This is a genomic window from Janibacter sp. HTCC2649 (assembly GCF_000152705.1).
Taxonomy (GTDB): domain Bacteria; phylum Actinomycetota; class Actinomycetes; order Actinomycetales; family Dermatophilaceae; genus Knoellia.
The window spans coordinates 1,285,142-1,306,354 of sequence record NZ_CH672413.1 but is presented as its reverse complement, the minus strand read 5'-3'; the positions used below and the strand labels follow the sequence as shown (position 1 = coordinate 1,306,354).

Annotated in this window: 21 protein-coding genes and 1 tRNA gene; 13 read left to right on the top strand and 9 right to left on the bottom strand. The window is 68.6% G+C overall.

The features are described 5' to 3' along the window. Window positions 1-5: 5 nt before the first annotated feature. Entirely contained in the window at window positions 6-1,346 is a 1,341-nt protein-coding gene (locus JNB_RS06195; protein ID WP_009775562.1) for an MFS transporter, read from the bottom strand. A gap of 119 nt (window positions 1,347-1,465) precedes the next feature. Beyond that, entirely contained in the window at window positions 1,466-2,716 is a 1,251-nt protein-coding gene (locus JNB_RS06190; protein ID WP_148232575.1) for a nicotinate phosphoribosyltransferase, read from the bottom strand. A 101-nt stretch (window positions 2,717-2,817) separates the two neighbouring features. Here JNB_RS06190 and clpS point away from each other — a divergent pair, with 101 nt between their 5' ends. From clpS to JNB_RS06145, 9 genes are all read left to right on the top strand, one after another. After that, window positions 2,818-3,108: an ATP-dependent Clp protease adapter ClpS gene (gene clpS / locus JNB_RS06185; protein WP_009775560.1), complete on the top strand. Its 291-nt coding sequence runs from the start codon at window positions 2,818-2,820 to the stop codon at window positions 3,106-3,108. Window positions 3,109-3,166: 58 nt separating this feature from the next. After that, window positions 3,167-3,856 (top strand): DUF2017 family protein, encoded by a 690-nt coding sequence (locus tag JNB_RS06180; protein WP_009775559.1) that lies wholly within the window; start codon window positions 3,167-3,169, stop codon window positions 3,854-3,856. A gap of 9 nt (window positions 3,857-3,865) precedes the next feature. After that, window positions 3,866-4,690 carry a glutamate racemase gene (gene murI / locus JNB_RS06175; protein ID WP_009775558.1) on the top strand — a complete coding sequence of 275 codons (825 nt, stop codon included), beginning with the start codon at window positions 3,866-3,868 and terminating at the stop codon, window positions 4,688-4,690. Then, window positions 4,687-5,454, top strand: a complete 768-nt coding sequence (locus JNB_RS06170; protein ID WP_009775557.1) for an MBL fold metallo-hydrolase — start codon at window positions 4,687-4,689, stop codon at window positions 5,452-5,454. Before murI ends, JNB_RS06170 begins: the two co-directional genes overlap by 4 nt. Before the next feature lie 33 nt (window positions 5,455-5,487). Then, entirely contained in the window at window positions 5,488-6,252 is a 765-nt protein-coding gene (gene rph / locus JNB_RS06165) for a ribonuclease PH (RefSeq protein WP_009775556.1), read from the top strand. Further along, entirely contained in the window at window positions 6,249-6,881 is a 633-nt protein-coding gene (gene rdgB, locus JNB_RS06160) for an RdgB/HAM1 family non-canonical purine NTP pyrophosphatase (RefSeq protein ID WP_009775555.1), read from the top strand. The genes rph and rdgB overlap by 4 nt, the downstream gene beginning before the upstream one ends. Window positions 6,882-6,977: 96 nt before the next feature. Beyond that, window positions 6,978-7,059 (top strand) — tRNA-Leu (locus JNB_RS06155). Between the two features lie 57 nt (window positions 7,060-7,116). After that, the gene (bcp, locus tag JNB_RS06150) at window positions 7,117-7,593 is read left to right on the top strand and encodes a thioredoxin-dependent thiol peroxidase (protein ID WP_009775554.1); all 477 of its coding nucleotides are present in this window, start codon (window positions 7,117-7,119) and stop codon (window positions 7,591-7,593) included. A 4-nt stretch (window positions 7,594-7,597) separates the two neighbouring features. Then, window positions 7,598-7,852: a DUF3618 domain-containing protein gene (locus tag JNB_RS06145; protein WP_009775553.1), complete on the top strand. Its 255-nt coding sequence runs from the start codon at window positions 7,598-7,600 to the stop codon at window positions 7,850-7,852. 22 nt (window positions 7,853-7,874) lie between these two features. Here the strand turns inward: JNB_RS06145 and JNB_RS06140 are convergent, their stop codons facing one another. Next, entirely contained in the window at window positions 7,875-9,092 is a 1,218-nt protein-coding gene (locus JNB_RS06140; protein ID WP_009775552.1) for a CdaR family transcriptional regulator, read from the bottom strand. 169 nt (window positions 9,093-9,261) lie between these two features. Here JNB_RS06140 and JNB_RS06135 point away from each other — a divergent pair, with 169 nt between their 5' ends. Together JNB_RS06135 and JNB_RS06130 are read left to right on the top strand one after the other, a co-directional pair. Then, window positions 9,262-11,016, top strand: coding sequence for an aldehyde dehydrogenase family protein (locus tag JNB_RS06135; RefSeq protein WP_009775551.1), 1,755 nt, complete (start codon window positions 9,262-9,264; stop codon window positions 11,014-11,016). Window positions 11,017-11,096: 80 nt separating this feature from the next. After that, complete coding sequence (locus JNB_RS06130) at window positions 11,097-12,719, top strand: GMC family oxidoreductase (protein WP_009775550.1); 1,623 nt, start codon at window positions 11,097-11,099, stop codon at window positions 12,717-12,719. Window positions 12,720-12,763: 44 nt separating this feature from the next. On the opposite strand, the gene JNB_RS06125 is transcribed toward JNB_RS06130, so the two are convergent. The 6 genes from JNB_RS06125 to JNB_RS06100 all read right to left on the bottom strand — a co-directional run bounded on the left by JNB_RS06125 (window position 12,764) and on the right by JNB_RS06100 (window position 18,767). Next, window positions 12,764-13,606 (bottom strand): sugar phosphate isomerase/epimerase, encoded by an 843-nt coding sequence (locus JNB_RS06125; protein WP_009775549.1) that lies wholly within the window; start codon window positions 13,604-13,606, stop codon window positions 12,764-12,766. Next, window positions 13,599-14,777, bottom strand: a complete 1,179-nt coding sequence (locus JNB_RS06120; protein ID WP_009775548.1) for a dihydrodipicolinate synthase family protein — start codon at window positions 14,775-14,777, stop codon at window positions 13,599-13,601. Before JNB_RS06120 ends, JNB_RS06125 begins: the two co-directional genes overlap by 8 nt. Then, complete coding sequence (locus JNB_RS06115; protein WP_009775547.1) at window positions 14,774-15,928, bottom strand: Gfo/Idh/MocA family protein; 1,155 nt, start codon at window positions 15,926-15,928, stop codon at window positions 14,774-14,776. The genes JNB_RS06120 and JNB_RS06115 overlap by 4 nt, the downstream gene beginning before the upstream one ends. Before the next feature lie 94 nt (window positions 15,929-16,022). Then, window positions 16,023-16,838, bottom strand: coding sequence for an ABC transporter ATP-binding protein (locus JNB_RS06110; protein WP_009775546.1), 816 nt, complete (start codon window positions 16,836-16,838; stop codon window positions 16,023-16,025). 11 nt (window positions 16,839-16,849) lie between these two features. Beyond that, on the bottom strand, window positions 16,850-17,881 hold the full coding sequence (locus JNB_RS06105) for an ABC transporter substrate-binding protein (protein ID WP_009775545.1): 1,032 nt from the start codon (window positions 17,879-17,881) through the stop codon (window positions 16,850-16,852). A 34-nt stretch (window positions 17,882-17,915) separates the two neighbouring features. Further along, window positions 17,916-18,767: an ABC transporter permease gene (locus tag JNB_RS06100; RefSeq protein ID WP_009775544.1), complete on the bottom strand. Its 852-nt coding sequence runs from the start codon at window positions 18,765-18,767 to the stop codon at window positions 17,916-17,918. A 178-nt stretch (window positions 18,768-18,945) separates the two neighbouring features. Between JNB_RS06100 and JNB_RS06095 the strand changes: the two genes are divergently transcribed. Both JNB_RS06095 and JNB_RS06090 read left to right on the top strand, forming a co-directional pair. Then, the gene (locus tag JNB_RS06095) at window positions 18,946-19,953 is read left to right on the top strand and encodes a LacI family DNA-binding transcriptional regulator (protein ID WP_009775543.1); all 1,008 of its coding nucleotides are present in this window, start codon (window positions 18,946-18,948) and stop codon (window positions 19,951-19,953) included. Further along, a complete protein-coding gene (locus JNB_RS06090; protein WP_009775542.1) occupies window positions 19,946-21,082 on the top strand; it encodes a glycerate kinase in 1,137 nt (378 codons plus the stop codon). Before JNB_RS06095 ends, JNB_RS06090 begins: the two co-directional genes overlap by 8 nt. The last annotated feature ends 131 nt before the right edge of the window (window positions 21,083-21,213 follow it).

Below are 21,213 nucleotides of genomic sequence, written 5' to 3'. Positions count from 1 at the left end.
AGAACTCAGATCGTCTCCGAGGCGAGCGCGGAACCGCGACGCTGGTACACGGCATACACGGTCAGGGCCATGAGGACGTAGGCCGCGACGAAGACGTAGAGCGCTGGGACGAGCGACCCGTAGGTCTCCTTGGCCATCGCGAAACCGCGCGGGATGAAGAACCCGCCGTAGGCACCGACAGCTCCGGCGATGCCGATGCAGCCGGCCGCCGCCTTGCGAGCAGCGGGAAGTCCTTCCGCCGATACGCCAGCCCGGAACACCGCGGGGATCATCCGATACGTCGCACCGTTGCCGATGCCCGCGCCGATGAACAGCACGAGGAACGCGCCGAAGAAGAGCGGGAAGCTCTTCGCCTGCAGCCCTTCGATGGCGGCCAGAGCACCGCCCGTGAGGATGACGAACGACGCGATCGTCACGCGGGCGCCACCCAAGCGGTCCGCGACCATGCCACCGAGTGGGCGGGTGAGGGCGCCGACGAGCGCACCGACGAAGGCGAGCCCCAGTGGTGCCGTCGGGAACTGGGTCTTGAGCAGGGTCGGGAAGGCACCGGCATACCCGATGAAGGAACCGAAGGTTCCGATGTAGAGGAAGGAGATGACCCACGTGTGCGGGTTCTTCGTCGCGAGGGCGAACGACTTGTAGTCGGCCTTGACGCCGCCGAGGTTGTCCATCCAGCGCCAGGCGCCGATGGCCGACAGGATCGCCAACGGGATGAAGATCAGTCCGGCGCGTTCGAGGTGCACGCCGGCGCCGATCGCGATCACCGCGGGGACGACCATCTGGACGATTCCCGTGCCGAGGTTGCCGCCAGCAGCATTGAGCCCCAGCGCTTTCCCCTTCTCGGCCTCCGGGAAGAAGAACGAGATGTTGGTCATCGACGACGCGAAGTTGCCACCACCGAAACCGGCCAACGCGGCACAGAGGAGGAGTACCCCGAACGGCGTCTCCGGCCGCGTCACGATGAACGCGAGGGCCGACGCCGGAAGCAACAACAACAAGGACGAGATGATCGTCCAGTTGCGTCCACCGAAGGCCGGCACAGCGAACGTGTAGGGGATCCGGATGGTCGCGCCGACGAGGCTCGGGACGGCAATGAGCCAGAACTGCTGGTTGAGCGTCAGGGGGAATCCGGCTGCAGGGAGCAGCGGCACGACGACGGACCAAAGGGCCCAGACGCAGAAGCCGAGGAACTCGGCGAAGACGGAGAAGGCCAGGTTGCGGCGCGCGATGCTGCGGCCGGTGGACTGCCAGAAGCTGGCGTCCTCGGGGTCCCAGTGCTCGATCCAGCGACCGGGACGCGTGTCAGGGGCGGTGACGGCCGGGGCCGCGGTGAGGGTGGTCTCCATGGGGCCAGACACTGCCCATGGGGTGTTTCAGGTCCCTGCGGCCCACGTAAATCATCCGTAACCATGACCGCACAGGGCGCCCCCGACCACTGTGAGAACGAAGTCGGAGGGGGTGAACGTCAGAGGTAGGTCGTGGGGATCGCGGGTTCGCCGCGGCTCAGCTGGTGGGCGGACCGGGGGAGCTCGGCAACGGACGCCTCATGACGCTCACGAGCCGCCGCCAGCGCCACGTGCTCGCCGCCCACGACCTCGCCGCCGCGGAGATATTCGACCAGCAGCACCCGGTCGTCTCCGTCGTCAACCGGTGGCTCGCCGATGCCAATGATCTCGGCCTCGGCGATGCCACGGGTGTTGCGTCGCCGCAGCGCGTACTTGCGTCCACCCACCGACGTCTTGTCCTTGCTCGCCTTGGCCACACCGACCATCTCGCCGGAGTCGTCGGAGCGCGCCACGAGCTTGTAGACCATGCCGGCCGTCGGCGCTCCCGACCCGGTGACGAGCTGCGTCCCCACCCCATAGGCATCGACCGGGCCGGCCGCGAGCCCGGCAATCGCGAACTCGTCGAGATCCGACGTCACGACGATGCGCGTCGTCGTGGCACCCAGCGAGTCGAGCTGCTCACGGACCTCACGCGCCTGGACGAGCAGGTCCCCACTGTCGAGCCGCACGGCCCCCAGCTCGGGACCGGCCACCTCGATGGCGATCTCGACGGCCTTCTCCACGTCATAGGTGTCGACGAGCAGCGTCGTTCCCACGCCGAGCACCTCCACCTGCGCGGCGAACGCCTCACGCTCGTCGTCGTGCAGCAGCGTGAACGCGTGCGCAGCCGTTCCCGCTGTGGGCACCCCCCAGCGGCGTCCCGCCTCGAGATTCGAGGTCGTCGCAAACCCGGCGATGTATGCCGCCCGCGCAGCTGCCACTGCGGCTTCCTCGTGGGTGCGTCGAGACCCCATCTCGATGCACGGACGGGTGCCAGCGGCGCCGGTCATGCGCGAAGCAGCCGACGCAATTGCGGTGTCGTGGTTGAGGATTGACAACACGAGGGTCTCGAGGACGACTCCGTGAGCGAAGTCGGACTCGACCACGAGCACCGGTGAGCCGGGGAAGTAGGCGTCGCCCTCGGCATACCCCCAGATGTCCCCTTCGAAGCGGTAGCCGGCGAGGAAGTCGAGAGTCTCGTCGTCGACGACCTTGCCGGCCCGCAGGGCTGCGATCTCGGCGTCGCCGAAGCGGAACCGTTCGATGGCGTCAAGCAGCCGACCGGTTCCAGCGACGATGCCGTAGCGACGCCCGTCCGGCAGTCGGCGGGCGAAGGTCTCGAAGACGCAGCGCCGCGACGCCGCACCCGAGCGCAGGGCTGCCTGGACCATCGTCAGCTCGTAGTGGTCGGTCAGCAGCGCGGTCGAAGGTGCAGATGACGGCGCAGGAGCAGGGGAGGAGAGGCTCACCCGAAGCACCCTATTGTGGGTCCGTGTCCATCGCGCCCGTGCAGGAGGAGATCACCTCCTCCTCGACCGATGTCGCGCCCGACCTCCCGTGGATCACGCTGGTCTGGAACGACCCGGTCAACCTCATGTCCTACGTGACCTATGTCTTCCAGAGCTACTTCGGCTACGACCGGGCCAAGGCCGAGAAGCTGATGATGGACGTCCACGTCAAGGGTCGAGCCGTCGTCTCGCACGGACCGCGCGAAAAGATGGAGATCGACACCGAGGCGCTCCAGGGCTATGGCTTGTGGGCCACATTCCAGAAAGATGACTGATGAGGCTTGCGGAAGCCCTCACAAGTAAGGGCCAGAGAACCAGGCAGAAGGACGACTGATGGCGCGCGCGTTCGCCCGCAAGGGCAAGGGCAAAAATCTTCGGTATGCCGCGAAGCTCGATGCCGTCGAACGTGCGGTTGTCGCTGGGCTCATGGAGCAGGTCCACGACCTCGTGGCGCCGGAGCCGGAAGAGGCTGTCGCAACAGGCCCCAGTGGAGCGTCGGACCACGACGACGACTTCGCCGCGATCGTGTCGGGGCTGGGCGGGCTCGGCATGGGCGTGTCGATCTCGGCCGAGGACCAGGTGGCCGACGACCGGCCCGTTCCGGCCGACGCGCGCTCGTTCGGTGACCGTGACCCGGCCCTGGAACGACTGCTCCCCGCTGGCAACCGGGCCGATGACCAGGTCTCGGCCGAGTTCCGGCGCCTCACCGAGCACGGCCTGCGCCAGCGCAAGGCCGGCCACCTCGAGTCGGCCATCACGTCACTGCGGGCGCCCGGCTCGGGGGTCGAGCTCGACGAGCGCGCCGCCATCGACATGGTCATCGCCCTCACCGACGTGCGGCTCGTCCTCGGAGAACGACTCGGCCTGCGCGAGGACGCTGACGTCGACCGTCTCGAGGAAGAACTCGCCGATGTGGACGACGACGATCCCCGCGGGCACGCCATGTCGGTCTACGACTTCCTCACCTGGCTGCAGGAGACGCTCGCCACGGCGATGCTGCCGGACGCCCACCCGAGCGCTTAACCTTGGGCGGTGCCTGACTCTCCCATCGGAATCTTCGATTCCGGCTATGGCGGCCTCACGGTGGCGCGAGCCGTCCTGGACCAGCTGCCCCACGAGTCGGTGGCCTATCTCGGTGACACTGCCCGCACGCCCTACGGTCCGCGGCCCATCGCGGAGACCCGTGCCTTTGCGCTGGAATGCCTCGACCGCCTCGTCAACCACGGGGTGAAGGCGCTCGTCATCGCGTGCAACACCGCCAGCGCCGCTGTGCTTCATGACGCCCGGGAGCGCTACGACGTGCCGGTCGTCGAGGTCATCCGGCCAGCGGTGCGTCGCGCCGTCGGGGCCACCCGCACGGGTCGGATAGGCGTCATCTCCACGCTCGGCACCCACCAGTCGCGGGCCTACCTCGACGCCTTCGCGGCCGCTCCGCACCTCACGGTGACGAGCGAACCGTGCCCGCGCTTCGTCGACTTCGTCGAGTCGGGTGTCACCGGGGGCGAGGAGCTGCGGACCGTGGCCCGCGAGTACCTCGCACCCCTTCAGGAGCAGGACGTCGACACGCTCATCCTCGGCTGCACCCACTACCCGCTGCTCGCCGGCGTCATCTCGTACGTGATGGGGCCCGACGTCACGCTCGTGTCGTCTGCGGAGGAGACCGCCAAGGAGCTCTATCGCGTGCTCGCCGACGCAGATCTGCTGCGGCCCGACCACCTGCCCGCGCCCGAGCACGGCTTCACGACGACGGGCGACCCCGAGGAGTTCCGCCGCCTGGCGCTGCGGTTCCTCGGCCTCGGGCCGAACTTCGGCCACATCTTCACCTCGACCGTCGGCTTCCCGGTGGTGGTCGCATGAGAGTCACCGTCATCGGGTGCAGCGGGTCGTTCGCTGGCCCCAACTCGGCCGCGTCGAGCTACCTCGTGTCCGTGGACGACGGGGAGCGCACCTGGAACGTCCTGTTCGACCTGGGCAACGGCGCCCTGGGGCCGTTGCAGCGACACGTCGACCTGCGCGATCTCGACGCCGTCTTCATCAGCCACCTTCACCCGGACCACTGCGCAGACATCTGCGGCCTCTATGTCGCGCACCACTACGCGCCGGCAGGCGCCCCGGCGGATCGGCTTCCCGTGTGGGGACCGAGCGAGACAGCGGCACGGGTCGCCCTCATGTATCACGGCCTCGAGGACGGAGGCATGGACAAGGTCTTCGACTTCGGCCGGCTGTCCGACAGCGTGGCCGTCTCCATCGGTCCGGTGACCATCACTCCGTATGCCGTGAACCACCCGGTCGAGGCGTTCGGCTTCCGGGTCGAGGCCGACGGGGTCGTCCTCAGCTATACGGGCGACACCGACTCCTGCGACAACCTCACGCCACTCATGACCGGCGCCGACCTCGTCCTCGCGGACTCGGCGTTCGTCGACGGTCGCGACGAGGTTCGGGGCGTCCACCTCACGGCCAGCCGGGCAGCCCAGGCCGCCGTGGCGGCCGGGGGAGTGAAGCGGTTGGTGCTGACGCACCTGCCCGCCTGGAACGACGCAGAGGTATGCCGTGCGCAGGCCGAGCCGTTCTGGCCCGGTGTCGAGGTGGCTCGGCCCGACGACGTCTACGACCTCGGCTGAACGCCTGGCCGGCCGGACGTCTAGCCTGCTCGTGTGACTTCACAGCAGACCAGACATGACGGACGCGCCCCCGAGGACCTCCGCGAGATTCGGATCACCCGCAACTGGCTCGACCATGCCGAGGGCAGTGTCCTCATCGAGTTCGGCCGCACCCGCGTGCTCTGCGCCGCGTCCTTCACCGAAGGCGTGCCGCGCTGGCTCAAGGGCAAGGGCACCGGCTGGGTCACCTCCGAGTACGAGATGCTCCCGCGCTCGACCAACACCCGCTCCGACCGCGAGTCCCGCAAGGGCAAGGTCGGCGGCCGCACCCACGAGATCTCCCGCCTCATCGGTCGTGCACTCCGTGCGGTCATCGACACGAAGGCGTTGGGCGAGAACACGATCGTCGTCGACTGTGACGTCCTCCAGGCCGACGGTGGCACGCGCACGGCGTCGATCACGGGTGCCTACGTGGCCCTCGTCGACGCCATCGAGGACGCCCGTGCCAAGGGCCTCATCGCCAAGAACGCCCAGCCCTTGTTGGACTCCATCGCCGCCGTGAGTGTCGGCGTCGTCGGTGGTCTGCCGGTTCTCGACCTCGACTACCCCGAGGACTCGACGGCCGACACCGACATGAACGTCGTCATGACCGGCTCCGGTCGCTATGTCGAGGTGCAGGGGACGGCCGAGGGTGCCGATGCGGCCTTCGACCGTGACCGCCTCAACGAGCTGCTCGACCTGGCCGCTGCAGGCTGCGCCACCCTCACCCTCGAGCAGAAGAAGTCTCTCGATGAGGCTCCGCGGGAGCGCTCGCGATGACCAAGCTGGTCCTCGCGACCCAGAACGAGCACAAGGTCCACGAGCTCCGTCAGATCCTTGCGGAACTGGTCGACGAGCTCGGTCTCGAGATCGTCGGGGCCTCGGACTTCCCGGATGCTCCGGATGTTGTCGAGAGCGAGGTGACCTTCGTCGGCAATGCCCGACTCAAGGCGGTCGCCGTCGCGAAGGCCACGGGTCTGCCGAGTGTCGCCGACGACTCCGGCCTGGCGGTGGACGTCCTCGGTGGCTCGCCCGGTGTCTTCTCGGCTCGCTGGTCCGGCTCTCACGCGGGCGCTGACGCCCCGCGTGCCGCCCGCGACGGCGCGAACGTCTCGCTCCTGCTCGAGCAGATCGGTGACGTGCCCGATGAGCACCGCAGCGCGTCGTTCGTGTGCGCCGCCGTGCTCGCGATGCCCGACGGCACGATCGAGTCCGTCGAGGGCCGGGTCCCCGGCACGATCAACCGGGAACCGGTGGGGGAGAACGGGTTTGGCTATGACCCGATCTTCGTTCCCGACGGCGACACCCGGGCGATGGCCGAGTACACCGATGTCGAGAAGAACGAGATCTCCCACCGCGGCCGCGCCTTCCGCGCGATGATCCCCGTCCTTCGCGACAAGCTCTCCTGACCCAAGCGCAACAAGTCGCTGACTTTGCCCCAACGGGACGGGCGCGGGGGTGAGCCTGTCTGTGGGAGGGGAGCGGACGGCATACCCTGTCTTCGCGCGCGAGTGGCGGAACAGGTAGACGCGTCAGATTTAGGTTCTGGTGCCTTCGGGTGTGCGGGTTCGAGTCCCGCCTCGCGCACTGGTTGTCGGTGGCTCGCTGATAGTTTGGCGAGAGCCGACCATCGAGGAGATTTGCGTGACTGAGCGACTCAGTCCGGGCGATGTTGCCCCGGACTTCACCCTGACCACCGACACCGGTGAGAGCGTCACGCTCTCCGACCTGCGCGGGGGCAAGGTCATCGTCTACTTCTACCCGGCAGCCATGACGCCCGGGTGCACCAAGCAGGCCTGCGACTTCAGCGAGTCCCTCGAGTCGCTCAAGACCGACGGCTACACCGTCCTCGGCATCTCGCCGGACAAGCCCGAGAAGCTCGCGAAGTTCCGCGACAAGGAGCACCTCTCGCTCACCCTGCTCTCGGACCCCGACAAATCGGTCATGACGACATGGGGCGCGTTCGGCGAGAAGAAGCTCTACGGCAAGATCGTCCAAGGCGTGATCCGCTCCACCCTCGTCATCGACGAGGCAGGCAAGGTCGAGCACGCCTTCTACAACGTCAAAGCCACAGGTCACGTCGCCAAGATCCGGCGCGACCTCGGACTCAGTGAGGACTGATTCGATGAGCAACATCTCCGCCCTCGAGGCCGACATCGCCGAGCGCCGCACGCGCCTCGCACGCACCCTGAACGAACTCACCGCCAAGGCGACCCCGTCCGCGATCGCCAAGCGTCAGGTCGAGCAGGCCAAGGCCCGCTTCGCCGACGCGACCACGACGCCCGAGGGTGACCTGCGCGTCGAGCGCGTGGCCGCAGCGGTGGCCGTCGTCGCCGTCATCGTCGCCCTCAAGGTGCTGCGCGGACGTCGACGCCGCTGAACACTCTCAGTCTGACAAGAGGTCAGACCCGGTCGGACCCGGCCAGGCGCGCAGCTCGAATGGCGACATAGAGCTCCGCTGCCTCGGCCGGGTTTGTCGTCGAGCGACCGGTCAGGGCGTGGACGCGACCCAGCCGATGCAGCACGGTGTTGCGGTGGCAGTGGAGCCGCTTGGCCGTGGCCGATGACGATCCGGACGTCGCGAACCACGCCTCCAGGGTGTCGACGAGGACGTCCCCGTCGCGCACCTCGGGGGCGAGCAGCCCAGCCAGGACTCCGTCGCGCAGCTCGGCCGCCAGCGCCGGTTGAGCGACGACGAGGACGTCGAGGGGTGCCGAGCCGTAGCGGTGGGTCCCTTCGCTCGACCCGTCGAGGCAGGCGATGGCGATCCGGGCCTGTTCGACCGCGGCTGCGGCGGCAGCGACGCTGGTGAAGGGCTTGCTCAACCCCACCCGCGAGCGAGCCGTCGCCGCGACCAGGTCCTGCGCCCGCTCGACCCCAGCAGCGTCGCGGCAGGCCAGCAACCCGACGACCTCGCCCTGCCACGTCGTCCAGGCCGACGGGATCCCGGCACTGAGCAAGCGTTCGGCCAGAGCCGGCAGCGGGTCCTCGCCCGTGCTGCGCCGCTCGGCCGCTGCCACGACATGGGTGGCGCGATCGGGCAGACCCAGCGCGCGCAGGAGTCCGGCCACCTCGCCCGAGCCCGCGGTGCCGTCGAGGATCCGCAGGAGCATGACGCTGCGGGCCTGTTCGTCGCGGCGCTCCCGTTCCTCGATGATCCCGCGGTAGGCCCCGGCCGCCTCCCCGGAGAACGCGTCGACGAGTCCCCAGAGGCGCGACGAGTGCCGCAGCAGCTCGTCCGCCCTCTCGGGCCCGACGGCCCGAGCCTGCATCTCCTCCCACAGCTGGAGGCCGGCCAGCCGATAGGCGTGGAGCAGGCTGGCCATGGGTATGCCGTTCTCGGCCTTCACGCGACCCGCCCGCCGTGGTGCGTCGAGCACGACCTCTGCCCCCGACAGCGCATCGAGCATGGCGATGATGTTCTCCTCGACGATGGAATGCAGGACCTCGCGGGGGAGCGCGCTCTCGGCGTAGTCGTCCTCCGCGCCGAGGATCTGCTCGAGGACTCCCTCGGTGAGGGAGTCGACGCTGCGACGCAACTCGGAGAACAGGCCGGTCGCGTCAGCGGTGCGGGACGTCCTGAGCGCGGCTGGGCTGGTGAGAACTCCTGGCGTCGACATGCGAGAAGGCTAGGGCTCGTTGTGCCCGGGCACAACGGGTTGGGCAGAACTGCGGGCGTTGGCCCATGGACGCAGGGCATGACACCAATCGATACTGGTCTCACGGCAACGTTGCCGCACCTCGTCGCGGCACAGGGCCATCGACCGGTGAGATCCCCTGGGAGTGTCAATGACGACGACTGAGCAGGCCACGCCCGCAAGCAGCGCACCGCCTCTTCCCGGGGACGACGTCCGCGCCGCCCTGGACTCGGCCATTGCCACCGTCCAGGCCGGCGAGCAGCGTTGGGCCGGACTCGGTATCGCCGAGCGGGGCGCCCTCCTGGGCCGGGTGCACGCAGCCGTTGCGTCGCAGTCCGAGCAGTGGGTGGCAGCGGCCGCCCGCGCCAAGAACCTCGACCCTGAATCGCCGCTGGTCGGCGAGGAGTACCTGTCGGGTCCGTACTGCACCATGTCGGGCCTCCTGACCCTCCAGCACTCCTTGGCGGCAGTCGCCGCGGGCAAGAGCCCGGTCCAGAGCATCAAGTTCGGCACCGGCCCGGGCGGCCGGGTGGTGGTCCCGGTCCTGCCGACGAGTGCCTACGAGTTCCTGCTCCTCAACGGCTTCACGGCCGACGTGTGGATGAAGCCCGGCATCACCGGGACCGAGGTCCGTGCGCGGGCCGGTCTCGGAGCCCTCACGCCCAAGGACACGGCTGGCGTGGGTCTCGTCCTCGGTGCCGGCAACATCAGCTCCATCGCGCCCCTCGACGTGCTCTACGAACTCGTGGCACACAACCGCGTCGTCATCCTCAAGCTCAACCCGACGATGAACGAGCTGCTGCCCGTCTACGAGGCCGCGTTCGCCCCACTCATCGAGCTCGGCGTCCTCGCCATCGTCGCCGGCGCGGGCGACGTGGGCAGCTATCTCGCCAACCACCCCGGCATCTCCCACGTCCACATCACCGGCAGCGCCGTGACGCACGACGTCATCGTGTGGGGACCCGGACCGGACGGCGCTGCTCGACGCGCGGCCGGCACGCCGGTGCTCGACAAGCCGATCACGAGCGAGCTCGGCGGCGTCTCGCCGATCATCGTCGTTCCGGGGGAGTGGTCCACCGCCGACCTGAAGTTCCAGGCGCAACACGTTGCGACACAGCGGCTTCACAACGGTGGCTACAACTGCGTCGCCGGACAGGTCGTCATCCTCAGCAGCGAGTGGCCGCAGCGCGAGGCGTTCGTCTCCGAGCTGCGCAAGGCCCTCGAGGCGGCTCCCGAGCGCGTCCCGTGGTACCCCGGCAGCGGCGACCGCGTCGCTGCGGCGGGCACGGCATACGCAAAGGCAGACCACCTCGGCAAGGGTGGTGGCCGCCTGCTCATCGACGCCCGCAACGGCGTGGACGCGGCAGCGATCCAGACCACGGAGTACTTCTCGCCGGTCCTCGGCATCGTCGACGTGCCCGGCACTGGGCAGGCCTTCGTCGACGCCGCCGTCGACCACGCGAACACCGCGCTCGTCGGAACCCTCGGCGCCAACGTCCTCGTCTCACCGGCAACGCTCAAGGAGCTCGGCTCCGGCTTCGACGAGGCGCTGGCCCGACTGGAGTACGGCACGATCGCCGTCAACGCCTGGACCGCCGTCGGGTTCCTCACCGCCGGTGCACCCTGGGGCGCCTTCCCCGGTCACACCATCGACGACGTCCAGAGCGGGATCGGGATCGTCCACAACGCGTTCCTGCTGCAGGACACCGAACGCACCATCGTGCGCGGCCCCTTCCGTCCCTTCCCGCGGTCGTTCGTCGGCGGCGAGCTCTCGCTCTCGCCGAAGCCGCCGTGGTTCGTCTCGGCCCGCAGCGCGCGCCGGACCGGCCAGCTGCTCACCCGGTTCGCCGCCAAGCCCTCCTGGGCCAAGCTCCCCGGGATCTTCGTCTCCGCCTTCCGAGCGTGACTTTCGGCGTATGCCGGAAGCCCGCCTTCCGGCATACGCGCGGCTTTGTCTTTTCTGACCCCACTCCCTGAAGGACAGTCATGAGCAGCAACGAGACGTTCGACTATGTCGTCGTGGGAGCCGGCGCATCCGGCGCCACGCTCGCCGCCCGCCTCAGTGAGGACCCCGCGATCAGCGTGCTCCTCCTCGAGGCCGGAGGGCCCGACAAGAAGCAGGAAGTGCACATCCCTGCGGCCTTCTCGAAGCTCTTCAGGACGCCGCTCGACTGGGACTACAACACCGAACCGCAGGAGAACCTCGGCGACCGCAGCATCTACTGGCCCCGCGGCAAGATGCTCGGTGGGTCGACCTCGCTCAACGCGATGATGTGGGTGCGTGGCTATGCCGCCGACTACGACGGGTGGGCCGAGGCGGCCGGTGCGGAGTGGTCCTACCAGGCGCTGCTGCCGTACTTCCGCCGCGTCGAGCACATCGAGGGCAACACCGACCCCGACCAGGGCTCCGGCGGAGCGGTGAGCATCATCCACCAGCGCAGTCCGCGCTCGCACACGGCGACCTTCCTCAAGGCCGTCGAACAAGCCGGGTATGCCGTGGAGTCACCGAACAGCGCACGTCCCGAGGGCTTCAGCGAGACGATGGTGAACCAGAAGCGCGGCAAGCGATTCAGCACCGCGGACGCGTACCTCAAGCCGGCCAAGGGGCGGACCAACCTCACGGTGCGCACCGACGCCCAGGCGACCCGAGTGATCTTCGAGGGAACTCAGGCGACCGGTGTCGAGTACGTCTCCGGCGGTGCCACGAAGAAGGTCTTCGTCACTCACGAGATCGTGCTCTCGGGCGGGGCCATCAACACGCCGCAGCTGCTCCTGCTCTCGGGGGTGGGCCCTGCCGCGGACCTGACGGCACTCGGCATCGAGGTCGTCGTCGACGCACCCGAGGTCGGTGCCAACCTCCAGGACCACCTCATCGCAGCCCTCATCATCGAGTCCGACGAGGACACGCTCTTCGCCGCCGAGAAGCCGGCGCAGGTCGTCAACTTCCTGGCGCGCGGCAAGGGCATGCTCACCTCGAACGTGGGGGAGGCCTACGGGTTCGTGCGCACGCAGCCCGACCTTGACCTGCCCGACATCGAGATCATCTTTGCGCCGGTGCCGTTCGTGAGTGAGGGCCTCGTGCCCCCGACGGGTCACGGGATCACGGTCGGGGCCATCCTGCTCCAGCCCGAGAGCACCGGCCGGATCACGCTCGTCTCGGCCGACCCGCTGGCCAAGCCGAAGATCGAGCCGGCTTATCTCACCGACCCCGACGGCAAGGACCGCGCTGCCCTCATGGCCGGCCTCGGTGTGTGTGCCGACCTCATCGCGACACCAGCCCTCTCAGCCGTGACGGGCTCGCACTACTTCGTGCCCGAGGGTGGCGACGGAGTCACTCGCGAGGAGCGGTCCGCGCTGTCCCTGGCCAACCACTCGCACACGCTCTATCACCCGACGAGCACGGCCCGGATGGGTTCTGACGAGGGCTCGGTCGTCGACCCGGAGCTGCGTGTCCGCGGCGTCCAGGGGCTGCGCGTCGCCGACGCCTCGATCATGCCGAAGATCATCCGCGGCCACACGCAGGCGCCGTGCATCGTCATCGGCGAGCGCGCGGCCGACCTGCTCGCGAGCGCTCGGAAGACGCAGGTCGTGAGGTCCAGCGCGCGCTGACACGACGGCATACCCGACGTCTGAAAAGCGTCCCTGCCCGTTCCTCAGAGGAACGGCGCGACCAACGTCGTGTACCGCTCGACCATCTGACCGACGACGTCCCGTGGTGGGCGGGCCCAGATGTCGGCGTTGAAGATCTCGACCTCCACGTCGCCCGTGTAGCCGGCCGCTGCGACAGCAGTGGTCCAGTGGGTGAAGTCGATGACACCGTCGCCCATCATCCCGCGAGAGAGGAGGGCGTCGGACGCAATGGGGAGGTTGAAGTCGCACACCTGGTAGGACGAGATGCGGCCCTCCAGCCCGGCTCGTGCGATGGCGGACGCGGCCCTCGGATCCCAGTAGATGTGGAAGGTGTCGACGACGACCCCGACAGCCTCCGCAGGATGCGGCGCCGCCATGTCGAGCGCCTGATCGAGCGTCGAGAGCACGGCGCGGTCGGCGGCATACATGGGGTGAAGCGGTTCGAGCGCGAGCCGAACGCCGCGCGCCACCGCCTCGGGCGCAAGTTCCGCGATCCGCTCGGCAACTCGGTGCCGCGCCCCCACGAGGTCGCGGTCACCTTCGGGCAGTCCGCCGACCACCATGACGAGCTCAGGCGCGCCCAGGGCGGCGGCCTCATCGAGAGCCCTGAGATTGTCGTCGAGGGCGGCGCGAATTCCCTCGGACGTTGACGCCGTGAGGAACCCGCCGCGGCACAACGAGGACACGCGCAGCCCGGCGTCGGACACCAGACGCGCCGCCTTCGCGACGCCCACGGCCTGGACGCGATCGCGCCACACCCCGATGGCCTCGAGCCCTGCTGCGGCGGCGACCTCGACCGCCTGCTCCAGGGTCAGGGAGTGCGTCGTCTCGATGTTGAGCGAGAGCCGGCACCCGGCGTCAGACATCTCGGCCCACCCCCGTGACGTGGCTCCAGGCGTTGAAGCGCTCGGCGGCGAGGTCGGGATCGGTCAACACGCCTGCCCGGTCGGCGAGGACGACGAGCTGGGTCAGGTGGCTGACGGATCTGTTGCTCGCCAGACCACCCACCATCTGGAAGCCGGGCTGCAGCCCGTTGAGCCACGCGAGGAAGGCGATGCCGACCTTGTAGTTGTAGGTCGGGGTCGCGAAGATGTGGCGCCCGAGTGCCCGCGTCGAGTCGAGGACCCGGCGCGCCTCGTCGACGTCGCCTTCATCCAGCAACTGCAGTGCCGCAGAGGCCGCAGGGGCAATCGCGGCGAAGACACCGAGGAGGGCGTCGGAGTGGTGTCGGTCAGCGTCCGGGCAGATGAGCTCGGGGTAGTTGAAGTCGTCGCCGGTGTAGAGACGGACTCCCTCGGGCAGGCGGCTCCTGAGGTCGCGCTCGTGGTCGGCGTCGAGGAGTGAGACCTTCACCCCGTCGATCCGGTCGGCGTACTTGGCCACGAGCTCAAGGAAGGTTCCCGTCGCCGTGTTCACGTCGGTCGAGCCCCAGTAGCCGGCCAGAGCCGGGTCGAACATCTCGCCGAGCCAGTGCAGGATGACCGGCTGCTGCACCTCCTCGAGCACCGCGCCATAGACGTCGAGATAGTCCTGCGGCGTGGTCGCGACGGCGGCCAGGGCGCGCGAGGCCATGACGATGACCTTTGCTCCGGCGTCCTCGACGACGGTGACCTGCTCCCGATAGGCGCCGATGACCGTGTCGAGGCCCGTCTCGGGGCTGGCGACGAGCGCGGCGATGTCGAGCTGGTCTGTTCCCGCGCCGGCCGCGATGAGTCCGCCCACCTCCGCGGCGACCGCAGCCGAGCGGCGGATCAGCTCCTGCGCGGCGGGCCAGTCGAGACCCATCCCGCGTTGGGCCGTGTCCATGGCTTCGGCCACCCCCAGACCCCACGACCACAGCTCGCGACGGATGGCGAGCGTGGACTCCCAGTCGAGGTCAGCCGGAGCACCCGCGACGTTCTCCCCCTCGACGCGCGGGACGACGTGCGCCGCGGCATACGCAATGCGTGAGGTGAACGGACGGCTCGGCTTCACCCACTCGCGCGGAGGCGCGAGTTCGTGCGCGGCACCGTCCGGGAGGTGGAGGGCCGGGCTCACAGGCTGATCTCCGGAACGGGGAGACGCCGACCCTCGTCCGAGGACCGCAGCCCCAGCTCGGCCAGCTGCACACCCCGGGCGGCGCTGAGCAGATCGAACCGGTGCGGACGCCCGGCCACGACGTCCCGCAGGAACTCGACCCACTGCAACTTGAACCCGTTCTCGAGGTCGTCGTTGTCCGGCACCGGAATCCATTGCTCGCGGAACGGCTCACCGCTCGGGAGGTCGGGGTTCCAGACCGGCTTGGGGCTCGCGCTCGCGGGCTGGATGACGCAGTTGCGCAGTCCGGCCACGGCCGATCCGTGGGTGCCGTCGACCTGGAACTCGACGAGCTCGTCGCGGTGCACCCGGACGGTCCACGAGGAGTTGATCTGGGCGATGATGCCGCCCTCGATGTCAAAGATTCCGTATGCCGCGTCGTCCGCCGTTGCGTCGTACCTCGCGCCGGTCTCGTCCCACCTTTCGGGAAGGTGGGTGGTCGTCCTGGCGGTGACGGACTCGACCCGACCGAGGATGCCCTCGAGTACGTAGTTCCAGTGGCAGAACATGTCGACCGTGATACCGCCACCGTCCTCGGAGCGGTAGTTCCAGCTGGGGCGCTGAGCGGTCTGGTGCTCGCCGTCGAACACCCAGTAGCCGAATTCGCCACGCAGAGAGAGGATCCGTCCGAAGAAGCCCTCGTCCACGAGCCGACGGAGCTTGACGAGACCGGGGAGGTAGAGCTTGTCGTGAACCACCCCGATCGTGAGGTCCGACTTCGCTCCGAGATGAGCGAGAGCGATGGCCTCCTCCAAGGTCTCGGCCGTGGGCTTCTCCATGTAGACGTGCTTGCCCGCAGCGATCGCGGCCCGGACTGCCGGGGCGCGGCGGGAGGTCACCTGGGCGTCGAAGTAGACGTCGACCGTGTCGTCGGCGAGGACGGCATCGATGTCGGTGCTCCAGTCGGGGACGTTGTGACGTGCGGCGAGCTGGGACAGCTTCTCGGCATTGCGGCCCAGGAGGACGGGTTCGATCTGGACGATGCTGCCATCGGCCAGGGTCAGCCCTTCGTCACGCAGGGCGAGGATCGAGCGGACGAGGTGCTGTCGATAGCCCATGCGTCCGGTGACGCCGTTCATGGCGATGCGCAGGGTCTTCGGGGTGTCGGGCATCGGGGTTCCTGTTCGTGAGTGGCAAGACATGAGTGGCGGTCGGTGGTGTGGGCCGGTGGGCCGTGCGGCCGTCGACCTGCTCAGGTGGCGTGGGTCAGTCGGCTTCACCGGTGGTGCGAAGCAGGGAGCGCACGTGGGTGGTCAGCTCCTGGAAGACGGGGCTGGCCATGGTGTCGCCATAGACCCGGTGCCGCGGCAGGTCGACGTCGAGCACCTCCAGCACGCGGCCCGGACGGGGACTCATGACGACGACCCGGTCGGCGAGGTAGACGGCCTCGGGGACGGAGTGGGTCACGAGCATGACCGTGGTGCCGGTGCTCTCCCAGATGCGTCGGAGCTCGACGTTCATGCGCTCGCGGGTGAGCGCGTCGAGTGCCCCGAACGGTTCGTCCATGAGCAGGACCTGGGGTTCGTGCAGCAGCGCCCGACACAGGGACACGCGTTGCTGCATGCCGCCGGAGAGCTCGTGGGGGAGCGCCTTCTCGAAGCCCGAGAGGCCCGTCATCTCGATGAGTTCGGCGGCTCGCTCACGTGCCTTGGCGCGCGGCATGCCTCGCATCTCGGCCTGGATGAGGATGTTGCCCTCGACGTCACGCCACTCCAGGAGCGCGGCACGCTGGAAGACGTAGCCGATGTCCTGTCGTGGCCCGGTGACCGGCGCGCCGTTGAGCTCGACGACCCCGCGCGACGGCTTGGTCAGGCCGCTGATGACCTTGAGCAGGGTGGACTTGCCGCAGCCGGATGGGCCCGCGATGGTGACGAACTCACCTGGGGCGACCGTGAGGTCGATGTGTTCGACTGCGGTGACTTCACCCCTGGAGGAGGCGAAGCGGACGTGGAGGTCCTGGACATGGACGGTGGGATCCGTGGTCGACTTCACGGAGGTGGGATGTTCTGTCACGGCGGTCACGTGTTCCTCCCTCACCCTTGCGGCTGAGCAGCACTGTTGAAGTAGGTGTCCGCGGGCTTGGCTTCCTTGATGAGGCCGGCCCCGGCGAGAAGCTTGATGGTCGAGTCCCAGTCGGAGGTGGCGTTGAGACCGGGTGCCTTGCCCGTCGTCGCGTCCGTGTGGAGGAGTTCGGTCGTCTGCTTCCACTGCTCGAGGAGGACGTCGTCCTTGGGCATCTGCGGGTCCTTGCCCGACATCGTCTTGACCGCAGCCTCGGGGTCCTTCTCGGCTGCGGCGAACGCCTCGCTGGTGGCCGCCACAAGCTTCTTGACGAGCTCGGGGTCCTTCTCGATGGTCCCGTCGGGCGCGATGAGTCCGGTGCTGAAGTAGTTGAGGCCGACGTCCGAGTAGCGGAGGTAGGTCATCTCCTTGCCGCTCTTCGAGGCGATCGTCGGACCCTGGTCGTGGGCGAACCCGATGAGGCCGTCGACCTTGTTGGTCAGGACCGCTGCGATCTTCCCGGCCGGGTCGAGGTTCTGCGTCTTGACGTCCGACTCGTTGACGCCTGCCATCTTGAGATAGGTCGGGAACATCGTGGTCGGGGCGTCACCGGCCGAGACAGCGATCGTCTTGCCCTTGAGGTCCGCGGGGGTCGTGACACCCGAGTCCTTGTAGACCTGGACCGAGGACGGAGTCGTCTGCAGGAAGACACCGACGCTCTTGACCTTGACGCCCTTGTCGATGTTGGCGAGGACGGCAGGGGTGTCGGCCCAGCCGAAGTCGACCTGGCCGCTGCCGACGGCCTGCACCGTCTTGGTCGAACCCTGGCCGGCCTTGATGGTCAGGTTGATCCCGTGCTTCTTGAAGATGCCCTGTTCGACGCCGTAGTAGAAGGGGGCGTGTTCGCCATAGGGATACCAGTTGAGCATCAGGCTCACGGACTTCTCGCCGTCGGCACCACCTGAGCTGGCGGAGTCGTCGGCGCCGCTGTTGCCGCAGGCCGAGAGCGCGAGTGCCATGCCTGCCACGGCTGCGGTGAGGGCCAGTCGGTTTCGAGAGATCATGTGGGGTCCTTCCAAGGGGTGAGGGTCAGGGACGTCAGAGCTGAACGGTGGAGCCACCGTGGGATCGGCGTGAGGAGTGCCAGGGGATGACGAATCGCTCGGCGATCTGGAGGAGACCGAACAGAGCGACGCCGAGCAGGGACATGATGATGAGCGCGACGAAGAGCGAGGCGGTGTCGACGTTGCCGTTGGCCTGGAGGATCACGTAGCCCAAGCCGGAGTTCGATCCGACGAACTCGCCGACGACTGCCCCCGTGACGGCGAGGGTGGCGGCCACCTTGAGCCCGGAGAACAACTGGGGGAGTGAGGCCGGGAAACGGATCTTCGCGAACACCTTGAGGGGATTGGCTCCCATGGTGGAGGTCAGCTCGAGGATCTCCGGGTCGACGGACTTCAGGCCGGCCAGCCCTGAGATCACGATCGGGAAGAACGCCATCAGGACGGCGACGACGATCTTGGGAGTCATCCCGAAGCCGAGCCAGACCACGAAGAGGGGGGCGATCGCGATCTTGGGGACGACCTGGGCAAAGAGAACCAGGGGGTAGAGCGTGCGCTCGAAGGAGGTGGAATAGATCATCGCGATGGCCACCAGCAGGCCCACGATGACCGCAACGACGAAGCCGATGACCGTCTCCACCAGGGTCACCCAGGTGTGGGTGGCGAAGTAGCCCGCGTTGTCCGCGAATGCCGACCACGTGTCACCCGGCGAGGGAACGAGGTAGGTGGGAAGGCTCGATGTGACAGACGTCAGGAGCCACCACAGGACGAGAATCGCCGCGACAAAGGCGGCCGGTCGGCCATAGGCCCCGACCAGGGACTCTCCGGGTGAGGGGCTCTTCCTCGGCGTGGATCGCACGGGGCGTCCAACGGTGGAAGTCGTCGACATGGGCGGAACTCCTGCGGTGCCTCGGGGTCACTCCGCATCGTTGCGGAGAGCGCTTTCCGCTACGGTAGGGTCTGCCCGAAGACGTGTCAACCACCTGCGAAGCCGGGAAATCACCGGCGAGGCGTGGTCGACACCGCACACTGGGCCTGAACATTCGACGAAGGAAGGGGCGCCGGCGATGGCGACGACTCTGCAAGAGGTTGCCGGCAGTGCTGGCGTCTCCCTGGCGACCGCTTCGCGGGTCCTCAACGGGTCCGACCGGCACCCGCGACCGGACGTCGTCGCCAAGGTGCGGGCCGCTGCGGAGCTCTTGGGCTACGTGCCTCACGCCCAGGCCCAGGCGCTCGCCCGCTCGTCGAGTGATCTCGTCGGCCTCGTCGTGCACGACATCTCGGACCCGTATTTCTCGATGATTGCCGGCGGAGTGCAGTCCGTGGCTCAACCGCTCGGCAAGCAGACGCTCCTCGCGAGCACTGGGCGGGATCCCGAACTGGAGACCGCCGCCGTCCGCAGCCTCGCAGCGCATCGCACGCAGGCGATCATTCTGGCCGGATCCCGTCGTCGCAGTTCGGACAGCGCCCAGCGAGACCTCGTCGCTGCGTGTCGGATGTACGAGCGCAACGGCGGCCGGCTGGCGTTCATCGGTCAGCCCTTCGAGGACTTCTCGGCGGTCGTTCCCGACAACAGGGGTGGTGCTCGGCGTCTCGCCCAGGCCCTCATGGAGGCCGGTCACGAGCGCTTCGCCGTCCTTGAGGGGCCGCGCTGGTTGCGCACCTCTGTCGACCGAGCCGACGCGTTCCGGCGCGAGGTCGGAGCCGAACGTGTCGTGTGGTCGGCCACGGGCGACTTCTCGCGATCCGGCGGGTACGAGGCTGGCCTTGCGGCTCTGCAGCGGGGCGGTCCCTCGCCCATCTGCCTCTTTGCCGTCTCCGACGTCATGGCGCTCGGCGCCCTCGCTGCCTGTCGAGAGCTCGGCCTCTCGGTGCCCGGCGACGTGTCCATCGCCGGATTCGACGACATCCCCACCCTGCTCGACGTCACGCCGACCCTGACCACCGTGGGTCTGGACATGCGCGGGATCGGAGTCGCGGCGGCGGAGCTCGCCCTGGGAACCGCCACGGGTTCGCAGAACATCCACATCCCCGCCCAGGTCCGGTTGCGGGCCAGCACCGCGATCGATGCCTGACAGGTCGCCGCGGGTCGGCTCGGTCCTCATCGCCTCGGACAAGTTCAAGGGGTCGCTCACCTCGTCCGGCGTGGGGGCTGCCGTCCGGCGCGGACTCCTGACCGCCGACGGTGAGCTCGACGTCAGAGTCGTCCCCGTCGCCGACGGCGGCGACGGAACCTTGGCGGCCGCAGAAGCCGCCGGGTTCGAGCGGGTGCCGCTCAGCGCGACGGGACCCACCGGGGAACCGGTGCACACGGCATACGCACGAAAGGCCGATCAGGCCGTCATCGAGCTGGCGCACGTCTCGGGCCTGGCGCTGCTCCCGGGACGCGAGCTCGCACCATGGAGGGCCACCACGCGTGGCACGGGCGAAGTGATCGCCGCAGCGCTCGATGCCGGCTGTCGACGGATCGTCCTCGGCATCGGTGGAAGCGCCAGCACGGATGGTGGCGCCGGACTGCTCGTCGGGCTGGGGGCTCGGCTGTTGGACCGAGTCGGGGACGAGATCAGTGACCCCGGGGCGCACCTCGACCAGATCGCCGACATCGACCTCACGACGATGCACCCCGCTCTGGGCGAGGCGGAGCTGCTGCTCGCGTGTGACGTCGACAACCCCTTGCTGGGACCGCGGGGAGCGTCTGCGGTCTACGGCCCGCAGAAGGGGCTTGCCCCGGATGAGCTGCCAGTCGTCGAGGCCAACCTCCATTGCTGGGCAGATCGTCTGGATTCGGCCACGGGGACCGACGTCCGCCTGGCGCCGGGCGCCGGCGCCGCGGGTGGCGTGGGCTATGCGCTCATGGCTCTGGGGGCACGGCTCCGACCGGGCATCGACCTCGTTCTCGAGCTCGTCGGCTTCGCGGATCAGTTGCGGACGGCCCGCCTGGTGATCACGGGGGAGGGGTCGCTCGACGAGCAGACGATGTCGGGCAAGGCGCCGGCCGGCATCGCTGCCGCGTCGTCGTCGGCGGGATGTGAGGTCGTCGCCGTCTGTGGACGGCGCGAGCTCGATGACGCCCAGTTGACTGCGATGGGCATCGCTGCGAGCTATGCCCTCCTGGACGTCGAGAGCGACGTGCAGCGTTGCATGACGGATGCCGACGCCCTCCTCGAAGGGCTCGGTCGCGTCATCGCGATGAACCACCTCTGAGTTCTCGCCTCGTCGGACCGCCTCTCCGGCGGCGACTGTGCGCAGGGCGATCGAACTTGTCCTGCGGGGTGTCCGGGCCATCCCTTGCCACATCAGAGAAGCACCCCTACTATGCGGAAAGCGCTTCCCAA

Coding starts and splice junctions, on each gene's coding strand:
- JNB_RS06135 (WP_009775551.1), top strand. CDS start 9,262: ATGACGACGACTGAGCAGGCCACGCCCGCAAGCAGCGCACCGCCTCTT.
- JNB_RS06130 (WP_009775550.1), top strand. CDS start 11,097: ATGAGCAGCAACGAGACGTTCGACTATGTCGTCGTGGGAGCCGGCGCA.
- JNB_RS06105 (WP_009775545.1), bottom strand. CDS start 17,881: ATGATCTCTCGAAACCGACTGGCCCTCACCGCAGCCGTGGCAGGCATG.
- rdgB (WP_009775555.1), top strand. CDS start 6,249: ATGACCAAGCTGGTCCTCGCGACCCAGAACGAGCACAAGGTCCACGAG.
- JNB_RS06195 (WP_009775562.1), bottom strand. CDS start 1,346: ATGGAGACCACCCTCACCGCGGCCCCGGCCGTCACCGCCCCTGACACG.
- JNB_RS06125 (WP_009775549.1), bottom strand. CDS start 13,606: ATGTCTGACGCCGGGTGCCGGCTCTCGCTCAACATCGAGACGACGCAC.
- JNB_RS06170 (WP_009775557.1), top strand. CDS start 4,687: ATGAGAGTCACCGTCATCGGGTGCAGCGGGTCGTTCGCTGGCCCCAAC.
- JNB_RS06180 (WP_009775559.1), top strand. CDS start 3,167: ATGGCGCGCGCGTTCGCCCGCAAGGGCAAGGGCAAAAATCTTCGGTAT.
- JNB_RS06145 (WP_009775553.1), top strand. CDS start 7,598: ATGAGCAACATCTCCGCCCTCGAGGCCGACATCGCCGAGCGCCGCACG.
- JNB_RS06095 (WP_009775543.1), top strand. CDS start 18,946: ATGGCGACGACTCTGCAAGAGGTTGCCGGCAGTGCTGGCGTCTCCCTG.
- JNB_RS06090 (WP_009775542.1), top strand. CDS start 19,946: ATGCCTGACAGGTCGCCGCGGGTCGGCTCGGTCCTCATCGCCTCGGAC.
- JNB_RS06140 (WP_009775552.1), bottom strand. CDS start 9,092: ATGTCGACGCCAGGAGTTCTCACCAGCCCAGCCGCGCTCAGGACGTCC.
- JNB_RS06190 (WP_148232575.1), bottom strand. CDS start 2,716: ATGGTCCAGGCAGCCCTGCGCTCGGGTGCGGCGTCGCGGCGCTGCGTC.
- JNB_RS06115 (WP_009775547.1), bottom strand. CDS start 15,928: ATGCCCGACACCCCGAAGACCCTGCGCATCGCCATGAACGGCGTCACC.
- JNB_RS06100 (WP_009775544.1), bottom strand. CDS start 18,767: ATGTCGACGACTTCCACCGTTGGACGCCCCGTGCGATCCACGCCGAGG.